The sequence below is a fragment of the Streptosporangium sp. NPDC002607 genome, assembly GCF_053592655.1.
Genome location: NZ_JBSFWD010000019.1, coordinates 124,650 through 142,175 on the forward strand (window position 1 = coordinate 124,650; position 17,526 = coordinate 142,175).

The following is a 17,526-nucleotide window of genomic DNA, read 5'->3' on the forward strand; positions in this document are numbered from 1 at the left end:
GCTGATCCTGGTCGAGGTACTGCACCACGAGGCCGAGCACCTGGTGACCGGCTGAGCGCCCCGGTCCCGGCTCCAACGGGGGGAGCCTGGACCGGAGTCGTCCGGACGGACGATCAGGGGCGTCCCACACCGGCCGCGGCCATCAGTTCGTCCGGGTCGGCGATCACGTTCTCCCGCCAGCCCTGCGGTATGTGCCGGAGATCCACGGATTCGCCGTCCCGCTCCAGGATGAGCCCGAGAACCCGCTGCGGGGTCAGCGGGATCTGCGACACGGACTTGCCGATGGCGTCCGCCACCGCGCAGGAGACCACGGCGGCCACGTTCAGGATCGGCACCTCACCCGCGCCCTTGACGCCCAGGGGCCCGATGGACGGAGCCCCCTCGTAGAGATCGAGCCGGACCGGGACGACATCGCCGGACAGGGGCACGCGGTAGGTCTCGAACCCCGTCTGCCGCACCTTCCCCCGGGGGTCGATGGTGATCTCCTCGTGCAGCGCGTAGCCCAGTCCCTGGACCACACCGCCCTGCACCTGGCCCAGGATGGCCCTGGGGTTGATCGCCCGGCCGACGTCCTGCACGACGCGGTAGGCCAGCACCTCCACGTGGCCGGTGTCCGGATCCACCGCCACGTCGCACTCGTGCACGGCGAAGACCGGCAGGTCCAGTGCCCCGATCAGGTGTCCGGCCGCGCAGCCGGACATGGGCTGCACGCCGGTGCCGGTGAACGAGCCGGAGCCGGAGATCGGTCCCGACACCTGCTGCGCGTGTTCGGCGACCTCTCTGAGGGTGATCCGCGCCGACGGCACCCCGTTCACGACGACGTGGCCGTCGGCGAGACTCAGGTCGCCGGGAGACGTCTCGAGCATCTCCGCCGCGACCTCGAAGACCTTCCTGCGCACCTCGTCGCAGGCGGCGACACCGGCCGCCCCCAGCGAGACGGTGGTCCTGCCGCCGCCCACGCCGCCGTCGTATCCGGCCGCGTCGGTGTCCGCGGCCCGGACCGTGACGTCCTCCACCCGCAGGCCCAGCGAATCGGCGACGATCTGCGGGATCGCCTGCACGGTCGATCCCGAACCGATCTCGACCCCGGCGGTGACCAGGGTGACGCCGCCGTCCGGGTTGAGGTTCACCGTCGCCGCGGAGGGCCCCACGAAGATGAACCAGGTGCCGACCGTCGTCGCGGTGCCGTACAGACGTCCGTCGTCGGCCTGCCTCACGGGCTCGCCCGAGTCCCGCAACGAGATCATCCGATCGAGCATGGGAGCGAGCACATCGCCCTCGAACACCTGCCCGGTGGACCCGATGTCGCCGTCGCCGAGGACGTTGCGCCGCCGGAACTCCACCCTGTCCATGCCGAGCGCCGCGCAGATCTCGTCGGTGTGCCGCTCAAGGGCCGCGGTGCAGTACGTGCCGTTGCAGGCGCGGAACGCCCCGTTGGGCGGCGAGTTGGTGTAGACCGCGCGGCTTACCAGCCGCACGGCTCCCAGGCGGTAGTTCCCGCCCAGCGTGTGAGCCGTCATGCTGGTCAGGAACGGCTGTTCACCGCCGTAGGCGCCGCAGTCCATCAGGACCACCGCCTCCCGGGCGAGGATCTCGCCCGACTCCGACACGGCGGACCGGATCCGGATCTCCGCGTTCTCCCGGCAGAGCGCCGTCTGCATCTCCTCCTGCCGGCTGTTGACCAGCTTGACGGAACGGCCCGAGGCGCGGGCCAGCAGGGCGGCGAACGGCTCGATGCTCACCTCGAACTTCATCCCGAATCCGCCGCCGACCGGCGGAACCACCACCCGGACGTCGGACTCCCGCACCCCGAGGAGGCGTGCCGTGGAGTTGCGGACCGCCCAGGGGACCTGGGTGGACGTCTGAAGGACGAATCGCCCGTTCTCATAGCCGGCCACGCAGGCGCGCGGTTCCAGCGGCGTCTGGTTCTGCCTGCCCGCGGCGAACTCCGTCTCGATGATCCTGACGTCGCTCCGGGCGAACACCGCGTCGGTGTCCCCGCGCACCACCGTGGCCTCCCAGCCGATGTTCCGTGCCCGCCGGCCGCCCTCGATGAGCACGTCGTAGTCTTCCCAGCCCGGATGGAGATCGCGGGCGTCGCCGGCCAGCGCCTGGGCCATGGTGATCAGGGGGGTGAACTCCTCGACCTCGACCACGATGGCCGCGGCGGCCGCGCGGGCCTGCTCCAGGGTCTCCGCCGCGACCGCCGCGATGGGCTCGCCCAGGTAACGGATCTCGTCGACGGCGAACAGGGGGTGGTCGGCGATGGTGATCCCGTACCGGCCGGGGGCGTCGGCGGCCGACACGACGGCCCGCACTCCGGGCATGCGCCGGGCGGGCTCCAGGTCGACCGAGACGATGCGGCCCGCGGCCACGTCCGACCGGCGCAGCGCCGCGTGCAGGAGCCCTCCCGCGGCGGCGTCCACCGTGAACATCGTCCGGCCGCGCAGCTTGTCCTCGGCGTCGCGACGGGGCAGGTTGGCTCCGATGACCTGGCTCACGATCCGTTCCCCTCCGCCTGTCGCCCCTGTCCCGCGGCCGCCTGTGCCGCCGCGAGCGCGGCGTCCACGATGCGCTCGTATCCGGTGCACCTGCAGATGTTGCCGACCAGGGCTTCCCGTACCTCATCCCGGCCGGGGTCCGGATCCGACTCCAGCAGCGCGCTCAGCGATATCAGCACCCCGGGAAAGCACATCCCGCACTGCACCGCGTCGGCGTCCTTCATCGCCTGCTGAAGGGGGGAGAGCGCGCCGGCCGGGTCCGCGAGGGACTCCACGGTCCGGACCGACCTGCCCTCCGCGTGTCCCACCGGAACCAGGCAGGACGCCACCGCGTCGTCGTCCACGAACACCGTGCACGATCCGCAGAACCCTTCGCCACACGCCATCTTCGTGCCGCTCAGGTGCAACTCCTCGCGGAGCACCCTGGCCAGCGGGGTCATCGGGCCGGCGTGCACCCGCCTCACTTCGCCGTTGACCGTCAACTCGGTGCTCATGCCCTGCCCGCCTCTCCGCGGTCTTCCCGTCCGGCGCGACCGGACCGTTCCAGCGCGCGTACGGCCCGGCCCACGACCGCCGGCAGCACCTGCGCCCGGTACCAGCCGTCCACCTCCACCGACTCCCGCGCCTGGAAGGATCCGGCGTGCTCGCGGGCGGCGAGCACCGCCGCGTCCGCGTCGAGTCGCCGGCCGACCAGCGCGGCCGCCATCTCCGGCCACAGGCGGGCCACGGGTTCGACCGAACCCACCGCGACGGTGGCCGACTCCACCACCCCCGCGTCGTCCACCGCGGCCGTGGCACTGACGATGACGACCGGGTAGTCCCCCGCCCGCCGCATGGTCAGGCGAACGTGCGCGGACACGACGGGAGCCAGCGGCACGGACACGTGCGACAGCACCGTCGCGGGAGGTGCCGCGCCCCGCGTGGCGAGGAACCGGGTGAGCGGCATCCTGGTCTCACCGGCCGGACCCCTCACGACGGCGACGGCCGACAGGCTCAGCAGCGCGGGTACCAGATCCGCCGCGGCGAAGCCGGTGGTGCAGAGGTTTCCGCCGACCGTGGCCTGACGCCTGACGGACGGGTTGGCCGATTTCGCCGCGGCCTGCCGGAGGACGTCCAGCCCGGGGTGGCCGGCCAGCGCTGCGGCCAGCCGGGCATGGGTGACGGCCGCGCCGATCGTGAGATTCGTACCGTCGTCGTCGATCCGTCCCAGTTCCTCGATCCGGGCCAGTGACACGTACTCGCCGCGGAACGGCTCGCCACGGGCGGGGCTCCGCATGACCCAGGTGGCGCCGGCGATCGGCACGGCGTCCAGGTCGGAGGTCGCCAGCCGCTCGATGGCGTCGTCGAGCGAGGCCGGCCGGTACAACGCCGGTGTTGTCGAAGCTGTCGTCAAAGCTGTCAACGGAACTCCTTGTCCAAGGGCCCGCGGCCGGGGTCCGGCCGCGGGCCACGGCCCGGCTCAGCGGGCGGCGACCACGATGCCGACCTCCACCGGACTGTTCAGCGGTAGCCGCGGGGCTCCCACATTGGTACGGACGTGCCGGCCGGCTTCCCCGAAGATCTCCACCATGAGCTTGCTCGCGCCGTCGAGCACGGCCGGATGTTCGACGAAGTCCGGGCCACCGGCGATGTGCCCGGTGACGCTGAGAACGCGGACGATGTTGTCGACACCGCCGAGAACGCCGGCCGCGGCGGCGATCGCGTTCAGGCCGGCCTGACGTGCCGCACCGGCCGCGGCGGCGATGTCGAGGTCGACGCCGACCAGCCCCGTCAGCGGCAGGCGGCCGTCGACGAAGGGCAGCTGGCCCGTTGTGATCACGATGTCGCCGTGCCGGACCGCCGCGACGTACGCACCGGCCGGCGCGGGAACGTCGGGCAGCACCAGTCCCAGTGCCGCCAGCCTTTCCGAAGCGGGCTGGGGTCGCATCAGACGGCCGCGCCCAGAGCCTGGCGCACCCGCGACTCCCAGTCCGCCGCGGCGGCACGCGCCCGCAGCGCCTCCTCCAGGGTCACCGCCACGAAGCGGGTTCGCGTCCCCGGAGAGCACTGGGCGACCAGGTTGAGATCGGTGCTGATCACGGTGGCCAGCATGGCGTAGCCGCCGCCGGAGACCGCGTCGCGATGCAGGATGATCGGCTCCACGCCGCCCGGCACCTGGATGGAACCGATCGGATATCCGGCGTCGACGATGTTGGAGGGGTCGGACCCCGCGCCGAACGGCTGAACCCGCTGCTCCCATTCCAGCACCGGACCGGAGTATCGGAAACCGGTGCGGTCCGCGACCGGGGTCAGCGACCACTCCGACTCCAGCAGGCAACTGCGGCCGGCGTCGGTCAGCCGGTAGTCGTACAGCCCCATGACCACCCGTAGCTCGACGTCACGGCTGTGGACGGGCCGAAGCTCCTCGGGCACGACCCTGCCGGGGGTTCCTCCGGCCCCGCCGATCGGGACCAGGTCGCCCTTCCTCAGGTTCCGGCCCTCGAAGCCGCCGAATCCGCCCAGCGCGTAGGTCGACCGGCTGCCCAGCACCATGGGAACGTCGAACCCGCCGGCGACGGCGATGTAGACGCGCGCGCCGGCCTGCAGGAAACCGAAGGTCAGCCGGTCTCCGGCCGCGACCGCGAAGGACTCCCACTGCGGGACCGGTGCTCCGTTGAGCAGCACCGGCATGGTCGCGCCGGTGACGGCCACCACCGTCGGCTCGTCGAACCGCAGGGCGGGCCCCATGTAGGGCGACTCGATGACCGCCGCGTCCGGGGTGTTGCCGACGAGCAGGTTGGCCGCGGCCGCGGCGCGCAGATCGGCGGCGCCGGACGGCGGGATGCCCACGCTGTAGTAGCCGGGCCGGCCGCGGTCCTGGATGCTTGAGGCCAGCCCGGGCTCCAGAATCTCAACCGGCATAGAGAGCTCCCAGAAGTTCGGTGTTGTAGCCGTCGGGGTCGGCGAGGAATCGATCGAGGTCGAAGGTGATCGGGCGCTGGCGGTAGCGGTAGGTGCCGGCCTCGACCTGCGCTCGGATGCTGTCGTATTCGGCACTGTCGATACCGCGGAACTTGACGATGTCGCCGGGACGGAAGAACACCATGAAGTCGCTGAAGTCGGCGAGCCTCTGCTCCGGGTCGAAGATCGGCACGGGGGTGACGCCGAACATCTGGTACCCGCCGGCCCCGCGGACCGAGTAGATGCAGGCGAAGCATCCGCCGTGTCCGATGGTGAGGGCGGGCGTGTCGGTGCGCGGCCTCAGATACTTGGGCAGCTCGAGCTGGCGTTCCCGGGAAACCATCTGGAACATGAACGGCAGTCCGGCCACGAAGCCGACCATCGAGGTGATCCACGGCGAGCCCGAATGGGCGTCGATGAACGCCTGCACGGAGTCCATGTCGTTCTCGACGGCCGCGAACTCCAGGTCGTTGCCCTCGGGCCGCTGGTGCCGGTCGCGGAACCTGGCCCCCGTCTCGTTGGTGAACGGGTCGTCGTACCAGACGGGGACCTCGAAGATCCTGGTCTCGATGCTCCGCGAGGGTGAGCCCGCGACCTGCTCCTCGGCCGCCCTGACCGCCGCCTCGACCGTGGCGGGCGGCACGACGTCGGGGTCGAACCTGATCAGCAGGGACGCGTTCGCCGGGCAGATGTCCACGATCCCCGGCAGCCGGTTCTCGGTGAGCGCCTTCGCCACCGCCATGGCCGTGAAGTTGACCTCAAGGCTCATCGCCTCGGCGAACTGGACGACCAGATGCTCGTCGCCACCCCAGGAGTAGCGGCTCTCGCCTGCTCTGCACACGGTGTTCTCCTTCACTTGCCGCCCCCGGTCCTGGTGCCGGCCATCCAGTCCTCCAGGAAGGTGGTGTGGTACCGGCCGTCGCGGAACTCCTCGATGTCGATCACCTCGCGCAGGAATCCCGCGGTGGTGACGACACCTTCTATCTCGACCTCGTCCAGGGTCCGGGCCATGCGGGCGATCGCCGCCCGGCGGCTGTCCCCCCAAACGATGATCTTGGCGAGCAGGGAGTCGTAGAAGGGGCTGACCTCGCTGCCGGGCCCGAATCCCGAGTCGATGCGGACGAACGGGCCGCCCGGCATCCGCATGGCCGACAGCACGCCGGGGCTGGGCATGAACCCGAAGTCCGGGTTCTCCGCGTTGAGCCGCACCTCGATGGCGTGGCCGCGGAACTCGACGTCCGCCTGGCAGAACGACAGCGGGTCGCCCGAGGCCACCGTGAGCTGTTCGCGGACCAGGTCCCGGCCCGTCACCATCTCCGTCACCGGATGCTCCACCTGGATCCGGGTGTTCATCTCGATGAAGTAGAACCCCTCGCTCGCGGAGTCGTAGAGGAACTCGACGGTGCCGGCCCCGGAGTAACCCGAGACCTTGGCGAGCGCGACGGCGGCGTCGGCCATGGCGGTGCGCACGTGATCGGGCAGGCCCGGCGCTCCCGCCTCCTCCAGCACCTTCTGCCGCCGACGCTGCATCGAGCACTCGCGTTCCCCCAGGTGGACGAAGTTCTCTCCGTCACCGAACACCTGGACCTCGATGTGCCTGGCGTTGGGAACGAACCGCTCGATGTACACCAGCCCGCTGCCGAACGCCGCCTGGGCCTCGGCCTGGGCGACCGGCAGCGCCTCGGCGAGCTCCGTCGCGTCGGCCACGATACGGATACCGCGGCCACCGCCGCCCGCGGCGGCCTTGACCGCCACCGGGTATCCCGCCTTTTCCGCCGCGGCCAGAGCCTCGGACAGGCCGTCGACGGGCCCGTCGGATCCCGGCACCGTCGGCACTCCGGCCTCCTCGGCGGCGGATCTGGCCCGTGCCTTGTCCCCCATCAGCCGGATCGTCTCCGCCGACGGTCCGACGAAGAGGAGCTTGGCCCCGGTCACCTTGTCGGCGAACTCGGCCCGCTCGGAGAGGAATCCGTACCCGGGATGCACCGCGTCCGCGCCCAGATCGACCGCCGCCGTGACGACGGCGTCCATGTTCAGGTAGCTGCGGGAGGCGGCGGGCGGGCCGATGAGCACCCGCTCGTCGGCCAGCCGGACGTGCAGGGCGTCCTGGTCGGCCTCGCTGTACACCGCCACCGTGCTGATCCCGAGTTCGCGGGCGGCCCGAATGATCCGCACCGCGATTTCGCCGCGGTTGGCGACCAGCAACTTACGCAACAGGATCAGTCCTTCTCGATGGTGACGACGCCGTCCCCGGGGCCGATGATGCTCTCGTTCTCCGCGTGGATCGCCGTCACGGTCCCGCTCTCCCCTGCCTTGATCTCGGCGAACTGCTTCATGACCTCGACCAGGCCCACGGTCGTCCCGGCGGTGACCACACTGCCCACCTCGACGAAGGGCGGCTGGTCGGGCGCGGGCCGGGTGTAGAAGACGCCGGGGAGCGGAGACTGCACAACGTGCTCAGACATGAGAAGCCTTTCAGGACGACGAGTTCGTCGAATCGATGACATTTCTGATGGCGGAGGCGACTTCCACCGCGTTGGGCGTGTCCGAATGGACGCAGACCGTGTCGAATCTCATGGGGATCCGCTCGCCGGTGACGGCAATGGCGACTCCCTCTTCGAGAGCAATGGTCATTCGCTCCACCGCTCGCTCGACAGGTGTGGCATGCGGCCGCCTGGCGATGATCAAACCGCCTTCGGCCGTGTATTCGAGGTCGACGTAGAACTCGGCGAGAAATGGAATTCCCCGAGCCTGGCAAACCCGCTCGTGCGCGGTGCCCGCCATTCCGAAGACCGGCACCCCGTACGTCGCGGCGACGTCGCACACCGCGTCCATCAGTGCCTCGTCCCGCGCGACCATGCCGTACAGCGAGCCGTGCGGCTTGATGTGATCAAGAGGTACACCCGCGGAGTCGAGGAAGCCCTTCAGCGCTCCCACCTGGTACTGAACGATGTCACGTACCTCATCAGGGTACAACTTCATCTCGCGTCGCCCGAAGCCGACCGGGTCGGGCAGTCCCGGGTGCGCGCCCACGGAGACCCCCGCGGCGGCCGCGCCCGCGACGGTCTCGCGCATGCCGCTCGGGTCTCCGGCGTGGAACCCGCACGCCACGTTCGCCGTGTCGATCAGGGCGAGCAGCGCCCCGTCGTTTCCGAAGGAATGGATCCCGAAGGATTCCCCCATATCGGAATTCAGAGTGACCTTCATAATCACACCTTTCCTGCGTACACCGCGGCGGCGAGTCGAGTACGGAGACGGTCGGCGACAACCGCCAGAGCCAGCACAATGCCGGTGACTATCATTTGATAGTAGGAATTGATCTGTGCCAGATTCATGCCGTTGGCGACGATTCCAATGAAAACCGCGCCCAGCACCGCGTCGAGCACCCGGCCGGATCCGCCGCGAAGGCTGACCCCGCCGATGACGGCCGCGGCGATCGTCTGCAGCGGAAGGGAGGCTCCGATGTTCGCCTCTCCGGTCTCGATGCGCGCGGTGAGCAGCACGGACCCGACCGCCGCCAGGCCTCCGGCCAGCACGTACGTCAGGATCAGGGTGCGGAACTCGCTGACCCCGGAGAGCCTGGCCGCGCGCGGGCTCGACCCGACGGAGTAGATGTGGCGCCCCTGGCGGGTCAGGGTCAGAAACAGCCAGAGGAGCCCGGCCGCCAGTACGGCGAGCCAGATGGAGACGCCGATCCCGAGGACGCTGCCGAAGCCCAGCCAGTCACTGAACTCCTGGGGCAGGCCGGAGACCGGCACGCCCGAGGTGAGCATCAGGGCGAGCCCGGAGAACACCGAGGCGGTCGCCAGCGTCATGATGAAGGGATTGATGTTCAGGCTCGCCACGCCCAGGCCGTTGACGAGCCCGCAGATCATGCCGACCAGCACGCCCGCGGCGACACCGACGAGCACGGCCGTCAGGGGGGAGGAGGTCTCCGACTGGGCGGTCATCGCCATCGCCGTGGTCACCGAGACCAGGGCGGTGATGGCACCGATCGACAGGTCGAACCCGCCGACCAGCAGCACGGCGAACTGGCCGAGAGTGGCGATGATGATGTACGAGTTCTGCCGCAGCGCCGAGTGGATGTTGTCCACGGTCAGGAAGTTGTCCGACATCGTGGAGAAGGCGATCAACGCGACGACCACGAGGATGGGCAGCACACCGATCTTGACGAATGTGCGGGCGGCGTACGAGATCACAGATCTCCGAGGTCGTAGGGCCACTCCGACCTCACCGGGGAGGGTCATGCGATCTCCTTTGTCGCTGGTTCGTCCCAATGCATCATGTGGCGCAGGACCGTTTCCTCACTGAGGTCGTCCCGCTGTATCTCGGCGGTGATCGTTCCGTGCGAGAACACGTACACCCGGTGACAGAGATGGAGGATCTCCGGCAGTTCCGAGGAGATGACCAGCACGGCGTTGCCCTTCCGGGCAAGCTCGACGATCTGGTCGTAGATCGTCACCCGGGCGCCGACGTCCACCCCGACCGTCGGCTCGTCCAGCATGTAGGTGTCGCAGTCCCCCAGGAGCGCCCGCCCCAGCAGGCCCTTCTGCTGGTTGCCGCCGGAGTAGCTGTCGGCCGGGCGCTCAGGGTCGGCCGGGTTCAGTTTCATCCGGCGCAGCATGTCGCCGGCCGCCGCGCGCTCGCGTCCCGGCCGCAGCACCGGCCCGCTGGACATCGGCGCCCGGCGCAGCCAGGGAAGCGTGACGGTCTCGCGGAGCGGACGGTTGAGGAACAGCCCCTCGGTCTTCCTGTCACTGGGCAGGTACACCACGCCGGACTTCATGACACGGGCGGGATCGGCGCCGGTCAGATCCTTGCCGGCGATCGTCAACGTCCCGGAGTCGATCCGCTCCAGACCGAAGCAGGCACGGGCCGCGGTGGACTTGCCCGATCCCATGAGGCCGGCGAATCCCACGATCTCCCCCGCGCGGAGCTCGAAGCTCGCGTCGCGCACCGCGCCGTCGAAGGTCGTGATGCCGCGGGCGGCCAGCACCACGCCGGTACCGGGTTCGGGCAGTTCGGGGTAGAGGTCCTCCACCACCCGGCCCGTCATCAGGCCGATCAGCTCGTCGTCCGGCGTGCCACCGGGAACCGTCGTGATCAGCCGCCCGTCCCGCAGCACGGTCACCCGGTCCGCGAGGCGCCGGATCTCGGCCATCCTGTGCGTGATGTAGATGATGCCGACCCCTCGGCCGCGCGCCTCCTCGACGAGGGCGAACAGCCGCTCCGACTCCTCCTCGGTCAGCGAGGCGGTCGGCTCGTCCAGGATGAGCACGCTGAGCTCGGGCCGGAACGCCTTGGCGATCTCGACCATCTGCTGCTCGGCCCGGCTCAGCGTCTCCACCAGCCGATCCGGCGAGATGCGGAAATCGAACTCGTCCAGGCGCGCCTGCGCCAGCTTCCTGCTCCGGCGCCGGTTGACGAATCCGTACCGGCCGGGCTCGGAGCCCATCACCAGGTTCTCGGCCACGGTCATCGTGGGCATCAGCGAGAACTCCTGGAACACCGCGCTGATGCCCAGCTCGCGTGCGGCCGCGACGCCGGAGAACTCGACGGTCCGCCCGCCGACCTCGATGGTCCCGCCATCGGGGTGCTGTGCTCCGGAGATGACGGAGATGAGGGTGGACTTCCCGGCCCCGTTCTCGCCGAAGAGTACGTGCACCTCACCTCGGCGGAGCTCGAAATCCACCTGGTCCAGCGCGGTCACACCCGGGTACTTCTTGGTGAGCCCGCGGATCCGAAGCACGGCTCCGTGGTCAGGTTCGGTCATAGGAGGCAATCTTTCTGATGGTGGAACGTTCCAGCTGGGCCGGAGCCGACGCGACGGGTCAGCTGCCGGCCTTGACCTGGAACGTCGGGGACCATCCCTCGGGCGCCAGCGTGGTCGTCAGGTCGAAGTCACCGAGCGTGTCCTTGGTGACCATGACGAGTTCCGGCCCGACGTGCTTCATGAACTCCTTCTTCTCCAGCGCCCGGACGGCCTGGTCGATGGCGATCCGGCCCTGCAGCACGGTGCTGTCGCTCGGCGCGCCCTGCACGGTGCCGCGCTGGATTCCGGTGTGGGTGCCCGGGGTGAAGTAGTAGCCGGCGACCTTGATCTTGTCGCCGAGGCCGCGGTCCCGCAGGATCGGCCCGGCGGCCTCGGCGGTCACCGCGGTGCCGATGATGTAGTCGATGTCCGGGGTGGCGGCGAGCACGTCCTCGATCAACCGGGTCTGGGCGTCCTTGCCCGTGTCGCCCCACTTGGTGTCGACGATCTCCACCTTGCTGTCCTTGAGCGCGCTCTTGAAGCCCGCCTCGCCGGCCTCGGCCCAGCCGGCGCCGCTCGGCCCGGGGAACCAGGCGACCTTGACCGGCTCTCCCTTGGAGTCCTTGATGAGCCAGTCGGCCGTGATGGCGGCCAGGTCGTTGAACGAGACGAGCGACTTGGCGGTGATCTTGTCACTGGACATGCCGTTGACGACGTCGATGATCGGCTTACCGGTCGCCGCCAGGCGGTTCACGGTGCTGTTGAGCCCGTCGTAGGAGATGGCGCCGATCACCAGGGCGTCGGCGCTCTGCGCGCAGTCCTCGATCTGCTGGGTCTGCTTGTCGAGGTTCTCGTAGCCGCCCGCCTCCACCATCGTCATGTTGACGCCGGCTTCGCGCGCCTGCTCGGCCACCCCGTAGTTGAGGCCCAGCCAGTAGGCGTCCTTCATGTGGGGCACCGACACGCAGATGTTCCAGGCCTTCTCCGCCTTCCCCACGGGCGTGTACTCCGCCTTGGTCCGCTCGCTGTCCATGGAGAAGTCGGCCCACACGTCGACCTTCGCCGGCGCCCAGTTCTTGGCGGGGGCCGCCGAGGCGGCCGCGGCGCCGTCGGCCGAGCCGGTGGGGGTGGATGAGCCGCAGGCCGCAAGCGACAGCATGGCCACAGCGGAGGTCGCCAGGAAGGCGGGATGCTTGAACCGCACGAATGCTCCCTTTATTCGTTCCACATCGGGAACTTCGCGTACAGGGGTGGGATGCCAAGCAGTCAACAGGGATGCCGGTTTCACCGTCTACGTGCGTGCGGGCCAAGGCTGCCGAGCTTGTATTGTGCAGTTGCACAGCGTGAGGCTCCGCCACAGAGAGGAATCCGCCCCATGGCCCTGACGCTCGACCAGCTCATCGCCGAAGCGGTCCTGGAGCTGACACTGGTCACACCCAGCAGCCCTGAGCTGCTGCAACGCACCGTTCGATGGGTCGCGTCCACCGAACTGGTCGACCCCACCCCCTTCCTGCGCGGGGCCGAGCTGGTGCTGACCACCGGTGCCTTCATCGGCGCGGATGACTACGAAGGGTGGCGGGCCTTCACCCAGCGGCTCAAGGCGGTGCGGGCCACGGCCCTCGGTTTCGGCTGCGGTCTGACGCACCAGGAGGTGCCGCGTGCGCTGGTCGAGTGCGCCACGGCGGTGGACCTGCCGCTGCTGATCGTCCCCTACAACGTGCCCTTCGTACGGATCAGCGAGTTCGTCGCCGACGCGATCATCGCCGACCGGTTCAAGGACATGGGGCGGGCCTCCAATCTCGCCGCCGAACTGGCGAGATTCATCTCCAACGGGGCTCCCCTGGCGGCACTGCTGAAACAGATCGCCGAGGAGATCAAGGGTGAGGCGGCCATCGTCGACATCGACGGAAAGGTGATGGCGAGTTGGCCCTCGCACTGGGAGTGGCAGACGGACCTGGTGCTGGAGGGGCTGGCCACCAACGGGACGACCGGTTACTTCGCGGTACCGCTCGACCAGGCCGGCGCGCACGACCACGTTCTGGTCGGCCGGTCCGACGAGGCCATGGAGAGCGTCCGGATGGCCATGGGCTCGGCGGCGACCCTGGTCGCGATCGACCTGACGCGGAGGTTGCAGGAGGAGCCGTCGAGCGCGACGCGGATGGCCGCGGTGCTCGCCGGCCTGGCCGACTGGACCACGCCCACGACAACGCTGATCAGAGCGTTGCGGGTGGCGGGGTTCGAAAGCGACGTGCCCTTCGTCGTGCTGGTCGCCCATCCGAATCCCGCGTTCTCCGCCGGCTACTCCCTCCGGCTGCGCCTGGCCGTGGAACAGGTGCTGCCCACGGTGCGTTCGGTGCGCAGCGGCGAGACCCTGGTGCTGCTCGCCCAGGGCGACGTCGCCGACGCCACGGGCAAGATCCTGGAGGTTCTCCGGCGGGAGATGCCCAGCCGGCGGATCGTCGTGGCCGGACCGGCACACGACGCCGGGGAGATCCGCATGGTCTTCGCGTCCGCGCGTGCCGTGATCACCCCGGACCAGTCGAGTCCGATCCGCGCCCGCGCCTTCGACCTGACCTCGATCGTGGCCGCGGCCGCCGGCCGGGGCGGGCAGCATGCCGCGCGGGAGTTCCTGCAGCCGCTGATCGATCACGATGCCAAGAGCAACGGCGAGTTGCTCCACACCCTGCGGACCTACCTGCGGCTGGATGCCAGACAGCACACGACGGCCCAGGTTCTGCACGTGCACCGCAACACCCTGCGATACCGGCTCGCCCAGATCGGCAGGCTGCTCGAAGCCGACCTGGACCACCTTGACACCCTGCTGATCTGCAACCTGGCGTACCGGATGTACGACCCGGCGGGCGGATGACGCCGGCTCAGCGGTCGCCCTCGCCGCGCGCGGCGAGGGCCTCACCCAGCTCGTCGGCGTGACGCAGGGTACGGATCAGGAACGGCACCGCGAACGCGATGACCGAGCGCTGCGCCCCGCGGGCCTTCGCCGCCTCGCGCACCTCAGCGGCGATCTTGGACAGCGCGGCCACCGACTGCAGGGTGAGCCCGACGAGCAGGCCGATCCGGTCCGGACGCACCCCGAACCGCCGCAGCGGCCGCAGCCCGTGCTCGACGGCGGACACCACGTCATCGACCCTGGTGGTGATCGTGAACAGGTTCGCCGCGGTCAGCGCGGCCACGATCCGCAGACATACCAGCACGGCCGCGTCCAGGCCGAGCAACCACCACTGCAGCGCGAACATGAACGCCACCAGCATCCCGAGCGTGCGGGCGACCCGCAGGCAGCGCCCGGGCGAGACCCGTGCCAGCGCGTACCCCAGGACCATGACGGCGCAGATCCCGCCGAGCCACACGGGAGAGCTCAGGACGAACACCACCGCCGCGAGCCCGAGCAGGGCGAGGAACTTCCAGCCGGCCGGTGTCCGGTGCAGCGGACTCGATCCCGGCTCGTACCATCCACCCACCATCAGCCGACGAGCTTCCGGTAGTGGCGCAGCGCGGGGTCCGGCTCGTCGTCGGCCACCACGCGGCCCCCGTCGAGCACGATCACCCGGTCGAAGTCGCCGAGCAGGTCAAGATCATGGGTAACCAGCACGACCCGCTGCCTCAGCCCCGCGAGCAGGGTGCAGAACTGCCTCTTGTTCCGCAGGTCGAGCAGCGTCGTCGGCTCGTCGCAGACGAGCACGTCGGGGTCGAGCACGAGCATCCCGCACAGCGCGAGCAGCTGCTTCTGGCCGCCGGAGAGCTGGTGCGCGGGATGGTCCGCGTAGCCGCCGAGCCCGTGTTCGGCCAGGATCTCGGCCGCCCGCGCGGCACGCTCCCCGGCGGAGAGCCCGCTGCGCCGCAGGGAGAAGGCGACGTCCTCGCCCGCGGTCGGCATCACGATCTGGCTGTCCGGATTGGTGAAGACGAACCCGACGCGCCGCCGTACCTCACGGCCCTTGCGACTCGGGTCCAGCCCGTCGACCAGCACCCGGCCGGTGCTCGGCAGCACCAGGCCGTTGATCATGCGGGCCAGGGTGGACTTTCCCGAACCGTTCGCACCGACGAAGGCCACCCGCCGCTCGGGCAGGCGGAGGTTCACCCCGGACAGCACGACCCGCTCGCCGTAGCTGTGCCCGACATCCTCGAACTCGATCACGGAGCCGTCTTCCACCTCGTCCGGGAGCGGGGGATCGCGAGCATCATCCGGTCCGCGTCGCCGGTCTCGCCGACAGGCCCGGCAGGGCGCGATGCACCACGGCGGCGATCAGCGAGGCGGCCACCACCTTGAGCAGATCACCCGGCACGAAGATCAGCGACTGCAGCGCGGCCGCCGGCAGGTCTCCGATGTACACGCCGAGGAACGGGATGCCGATCAGGTAGTCGGCGACCAGCCCGGCCGCGTTGGCCAGCAGCAGCACCGGCAGCCCGACACGCTTGGCGCGCGACACGATCAGACCTGCGACCAGCGCCGACAGGACCCAGCCGATCAGGAATCCACTGCTCGGCACGAAGAAGGAGGCGATACCACCGTGCCCGCCGGAGAGCAGCGGCAGGCCGATCGCGACCAGCCCGAGGAACAGCGCGACGGACGCGGCGCCACGGCGCGCGCCCAGGATGCTGCCGGCCAGCAACGGCCCGGCGTTCTGGATCACGATGGGGACGCTCGAACCACCGACGTAGACTCCGGGAAAGATCCCCAGCACCGCGATGAAGGCGGCGAAGACGACCGTACGGGCAAGATCGACAGCGGGCAGGGGGGAGCGGGACTCTGACACATCAGACACGATATCCGCTGGTCATCCCAGAAACACCACGGCCCGGCCCCGACCGTCTCGTCGCTCTGATCCCTACGGTTCACACCACCGGACGCGCCATCGCCGCCCGTTGTGTGACATCCGAATCACCGATCATCCTGCCGGTCGCCCTCGTCGAGGCGGGCAGCCCGCCGGACGACCGCCTCCGCGACTTGGCCGCCCGGCTCCGGCGGGAGGTCGACCGGTCCGCCGACTCCCGCCTGAGCATTGCACCTGGCCGTTCAGTCGCCGTTTTCCTGCGTCATGCCACCTCGATGACCACGGCGCCGCCCTGACCTCCACCGGCGCACATGGCGGCGACACCGATGCCGCCGCCGCGACGACGCAACTCGTGGATGAGTGTGGTCAGCATCCTCGCGCCCGAGGCCGAGACCGGATGCCCGAGACTGCAGCCGCTGCCGAAGATGTTGACCTTCTCCTCGTCCAGGCCGAGCAGCTTGCAGGCCGCGACCGGAACGGAGGCGAACGCCTCGTTGATCTCCCACAGCGCCACGTCCTCGACGCCGATCCCCGCCCGCCGCAACACCTTGGGGATGACCTCCACGGCGGCCATCCCGGTCCTGATGGGTTGCACCCCGACCGCGGCCCAGGCTCGGACCGTCGCGAGCGGGGCCAGCCCCTCGGCCCGCGCGAGGTCGTCCCCCACCACCGCGAGCGCCGCCGCCGCGTCGTTGACGCCGCTGGCGTTGCCCGCGGTGATCGAGAAACCCTCGATCTCCGGGTGCAGGGGTTTCAACGACGCCAGCTTCTCCATGGTCGAGCCGCGCCGAGGGTGCTCGTCGACGGCGAACTCGACCACCGACCCGTCCAGACGGGTCACCGTTATCGGAACGATCTCGTCGACCAGTTTCCCTGCGTCGATGGCCGCCACCGCCCGCTGATGGGAACGGAGCGCCCAGGCGTCCATCTCCTCCCGGGTGATCCCGGCTTCCTGGGCCACGTTCCAGCCAACGCTCATGGTCACGTCGTCGGTGGCCTCCGCGGTGTACGGGAAGGTGGGGGCCATCCCCTCCTGCACCTCGTCGACCGTACCGGGCACCCGCCAGACCAACCTGGGGCTGAGCGAGGACGACTGGACCCCTCCCGCGATGATCGCCCTGTCCATGCCCGAACGGATCGATCCGGCGGCGTTCGCCACCGCGGTGAGGCTGCCGGCGCAGTGCCGGTTGATGGCCTGACCGGGTACACCGATCATGCCGGCGGCGACAGCCGCGTGTCGCGCGAGGTCGCCGCCTCCGTACAGCGACTCCGCCATGATCACATCGTCGAATCCGTCGGCGGCCAGCCCCGAACGGCCAACCGCCTCCCGGATGACGTGTACGGCCAGTTCCTCGGCCTTGGTCTCGCTGAGCGAGCCCTTCCTCGCGGTACCGATAGCAGTGCGAACAGCACTGACGATGACGGCTTCGGGCACGGCACACCTCGCAGGCCTAGATCTCTTTGTCCCGTGACGGCGAATCGCCGTACGTAACGTTCTCCCCCGATCGTAGATTAATGGGTTGAAAGATGTAAAATTTTCGAT

17 protein-coding genes are annotated in these 17,526 nt (G+C 69.8%); 1 reads left to right on the top strand and 16 read right to left on the bottom strand.

The window, feature by feature from the left end; genetic code table 11:
• Positions 1-113 precede the first annotated feature (113 nt).
• The 12 genes from ACWD3H_RS22400 to torT all read right to left on the bottom strand — a co-directional run bounded on the left by ACWD3H_RS22400 (position 114) and on the right by torT (position 12,397).
• Positions 114-2,501 carry a xanthine dehydrogenase family protein molybdopterin-binding subunit gene (locus ACWD3H_RS22400; protein WP_451956334.1) on the bottom strand — a complete coding sequence of 796 codons (2,388 nt, stop codon included), beginning with the start codon at positions 2,499-2,501 and terminating at the stop codon, positions 114-116.
• On the bottom strand, positions 2,498-2,995 hold the full coding sequence (locus ACWD3H_RS22405; protein ID WP_355562218.1) for a (2Fe-2S)-binding protein: 498 nt from the start codon (positions 2,993-2,995) through the stop codon (positions 2,498-2,500). Before ACWD3H_RS22405 ends, ACWD3H_RS22400 begins: the two co-directional genes overlap by 4 nt.
• Positions 2,992-3,894 (bottom strand): FAD binding domain-containing protein, encoded by a 903-nt coding sequence (locus ACWD3H_RS22410; protein WP_451956335.1) that lies wholly within the window; start codon positions 3,892-3,894, stop codon positions 2,992-2,994. The genes ACWD3H_RS22405 and ACWD3H_RS22410 overlap by 4 nt, the downstream gene beginning before the upstream one ends.
• Positions 3,895-3,960: 66 nt before the next feature.
• The gene (locus ACWD3H_RS22415; RefSeq protein WP_355565544.1) at positions 3,961-4,428 is read right to left on the bottom strand and encodes a RidA family protein; all 468 of its coding nucleotides are present in this window, start codon (positions 4,426-4,428) and stop codon (positions 3,961-3,963) included.
• Positions 4,428-5,402, bottom strand: coding sequence for a 5-oxoprolinase subunit C family protein (locus ACWD3H_RS22420; RefSeq protein ID WP_451956336.1), 975 nt, complete (start codon positions 5,400-5,402; stop codon positions 4,428-4,430). The genes ACWD3H_RS22415 and ACWD3H_RS22420 overlap by 1 nt, the downstream gene beginning before the upstream one ends.
• Entirely contained in the window at positions 5,392-6,282 is an 891-nt protein-coding gene (locus tag ACWD3H_RS22425) for a 5-oxoprolinase subunit B family protein (RefSeq protein ID WP_451956337.1), read from the bottom strand. Before ACWD3H_RS22425 ends, ACWD3H_RS22420 begins: the two co-directional genes overlap by 11 nt.
• Positions 6,283-6,293: 11 nt before the next feature.
• A complete protein-coding gene (locus tag ACWD3H_RS22430; protein ID WP_451956338.1) occupies positions 6,294-7,655 on the bottom strand; it encodes an acetyl-CoA carboxylase biotin carboxylase subunit in 1,362 nt (453 codons plus the stop codon).
• A gap of 5 nt (positions 7,656-7,660) precedes the next feature.
• Positions 7,661-7,906, bottom strand: coding sequence for an acetyl-CoA carboxylase (locus tag ACWD3H_RS22435; RefSeq protein ID WP_350960054.1), 246 nt, complete (start codon positions 7,904-7,906; stop codon positions 7,661-7,663).
• Positions 7,907-7,916: 10 nt separating this feature from the next.
• Complete coding sequence (gene pxpA, locus ACWD3H_RS22440; RefSeq protein WP_355565593.1) at positions 7,917-8,648, bottom strand: 5-oxoprolinase subunit PxpA; 732 nt, start codon at positions 8,646-8,648, stop codon at positions 7,917-7,919.
• A 2-nt stretch (positions 8,649-8,650) separates the two neighbouring features.
• Positions 8,651-9,688: an ABC transporter permease gene (locus tag ACWD3H_RS22445; protein ID WP_451956339.1), complete on the bottom strand. Its 1,038-nt coding sequence runs from the start codon at positions 9,686-9,688 to the stop codon at positions 8,651-8,653.
• Complete coding sequence (locus ACWD3H_RS22450) at positions 9,685-11,214, bottom strand: sugar ABC transporter ATP-binding protein (protein WP_451956340.1); 1,530 nt, start codon at positions 11,212-11,214, stop codon at positions 9,685-9,687. The genes ACWD3H_RS22445 and ACWD3H_RS22450 overlap by 4 nt, the downstream gene beginning before the upstream one ends.
• A gap of 58 nt (positions 11,215-11,272) precedes the next feature.
• The gene (torT, locus tag ACWD3H_RS22455; RefSeq protein ID WP_451956341.1) at positions 11,273-12,397 is read right to left on the bottom strand and encodes a TMAO reductase system periplasmic protein TorT; all 1,125 of its coding nucleotides are present in this window, start codon (positions 12,395-12,397) and stop codon (positions 11,273-11,275) included.
• A gap of 171 nt (positions 12,398-12,568) precedes the next feature.
• Between torT and ACWD3H_RS22460 the strand changes: the two genes are divergently transcribed.
• The gene (locus tag ACWD3H_RS22460) at positions 12,569-14,062 is read left to right on the top strand and encodes a PucR family transcriptional regulator (protein ID WP_451956342.1); all 1,494 of its coding nucleotides are present in this window, start codon (positions 12,569-12,571) and stop codon (positions 14,060-14,062) included.
• Positions 14,063-14,069: 7 nt separating this feature from the next.
• Here the strand turns inward: ACWD3H_RS22460 and ACWD3H_RS22465 are convergent, their stop codons facing one another.
• From ACWD3H_RS22465 to ACWD3H_RS22480, 4 genes are all read right to left on the bottom strand, one after another.
• Positions 14,070-14,672: an energy-coupling factor transporter transmembrane component T family protein gene (locus ACWD3H_RS22465; protein ID WP_451956343.1), complete on the bottom strand. Its 603-nt coding sequence runs from the start codon at positions 14,670-14,672 to the stop codon at positions 14,070-14,072.
• Positions 14,672-15,346, bottom strand: a complete 675-nt coding sequence (locus ACWD3H_RS22470) for an energy-coupling factor ABC transporter ATP-binding protein (RefSeq protein ID WP_451956344.1) — start codon at positions 15,344-15,346, stop codon at positions 14,672-14,674. Before ACWD3H_RS22470 ends, ACWD3H_RS22465 begins: the two co-directional genes overlap by 1 nt.
• A gap of 43 nt (positions 15,347-15,389) precedes the next feature.
• Positions 15,390-15,965: a biotin transporter BioY gene (locus tag ACWD3H_RS22475; protein WP_451956345.1), complete on the bottom strand. Its 576-nt coding sequence runs from the start codon at positions 15,963-15,965 to the stop codon at positions 15,390-15,392.
• A 280-nt stretch (positions 15,966-16,245) separates the two neighbouring features.
• Positions 16,246-17,418, bottom strand: a complete 1,173-nt coding sequence (locus ACWD3H_RS22480; RefSeq protein WP_451956346.1) for a thiolase family protein — start codon at positions 17,416-17,418, stop codon at positions 16,246-16,248.
• Between the last annotated feature and the right edge of the window lie 108 nt (positions 17,419-17,526).

Bases quoted from the DNA above. Each gene is read 5' to 3' on its own strand.
- ACWD3H_RS22465 (WP_451956343.1), bottom strand. From the start codon at position 14,672: ATGGTGGGTGGATGGTACGAGCCGGGATCGAGTCCGCTGCACCGGACA.
- ACWD3H_RS22420 (WP_451956336.1), bottom strand. From the start codon at position 5,402: ATGCCGGTTGAGATTCTGGAGCCCGGGCTGGCCTCAAGCATCCAGGAC.
- pxpA (WP_355565593.1), bottom strand. From the start codon at position 8,648: ATGAAGGTCACTCTGAATTCCGATATGGGGGAATCCTTCGGGATCCAT.
- ACWD3H_RS22450 (WP_451956340.1), bottom strand. From the start codon at position 11,214: ATGACCGAACCTGACCACGGAGCCGTGCTTCGGATCCGCGGGCTCACC.
- ACWD3H_RS22435 (WP_350960054.1), bottom strand. From the start codon at position 7,906: ATGTCTGAGCACGTTGTGCAGTCTCCGCTCCCCGGCGTCTTCTACACC.
- ACWD3H_RS22460 (WP_451956342.1), top strand. From the start codon at position 12,569: ATGGCCCTGACGCTCGACCAGCTCATCGCCGAAGCGGTCCTGGAGCTG.
- ACWD3H_RS22415 (WP_355565544.1), bottom strand. From the start codon at position 4,428: ATGCGACCCCAGCCCGCTTCGGAAAGGCTGGCGGCACTGGGACTGGTG.
- ACWD3H_RS22405 (WP_355562218.1), bottom strand. From the start codon at position 2,995: ATGAGCACCGAGTTGACGGTCAACGGCGAAGTGAGGCGGGTGCACGCC.
- ACWD3H_RS22445 (WP_451956339.1), bottom strand. From the start codon at position 9,688: ATGACCCTCCCCGGTGAGGTCGGAGTGGCCCTACGACCTCGGAGATCT.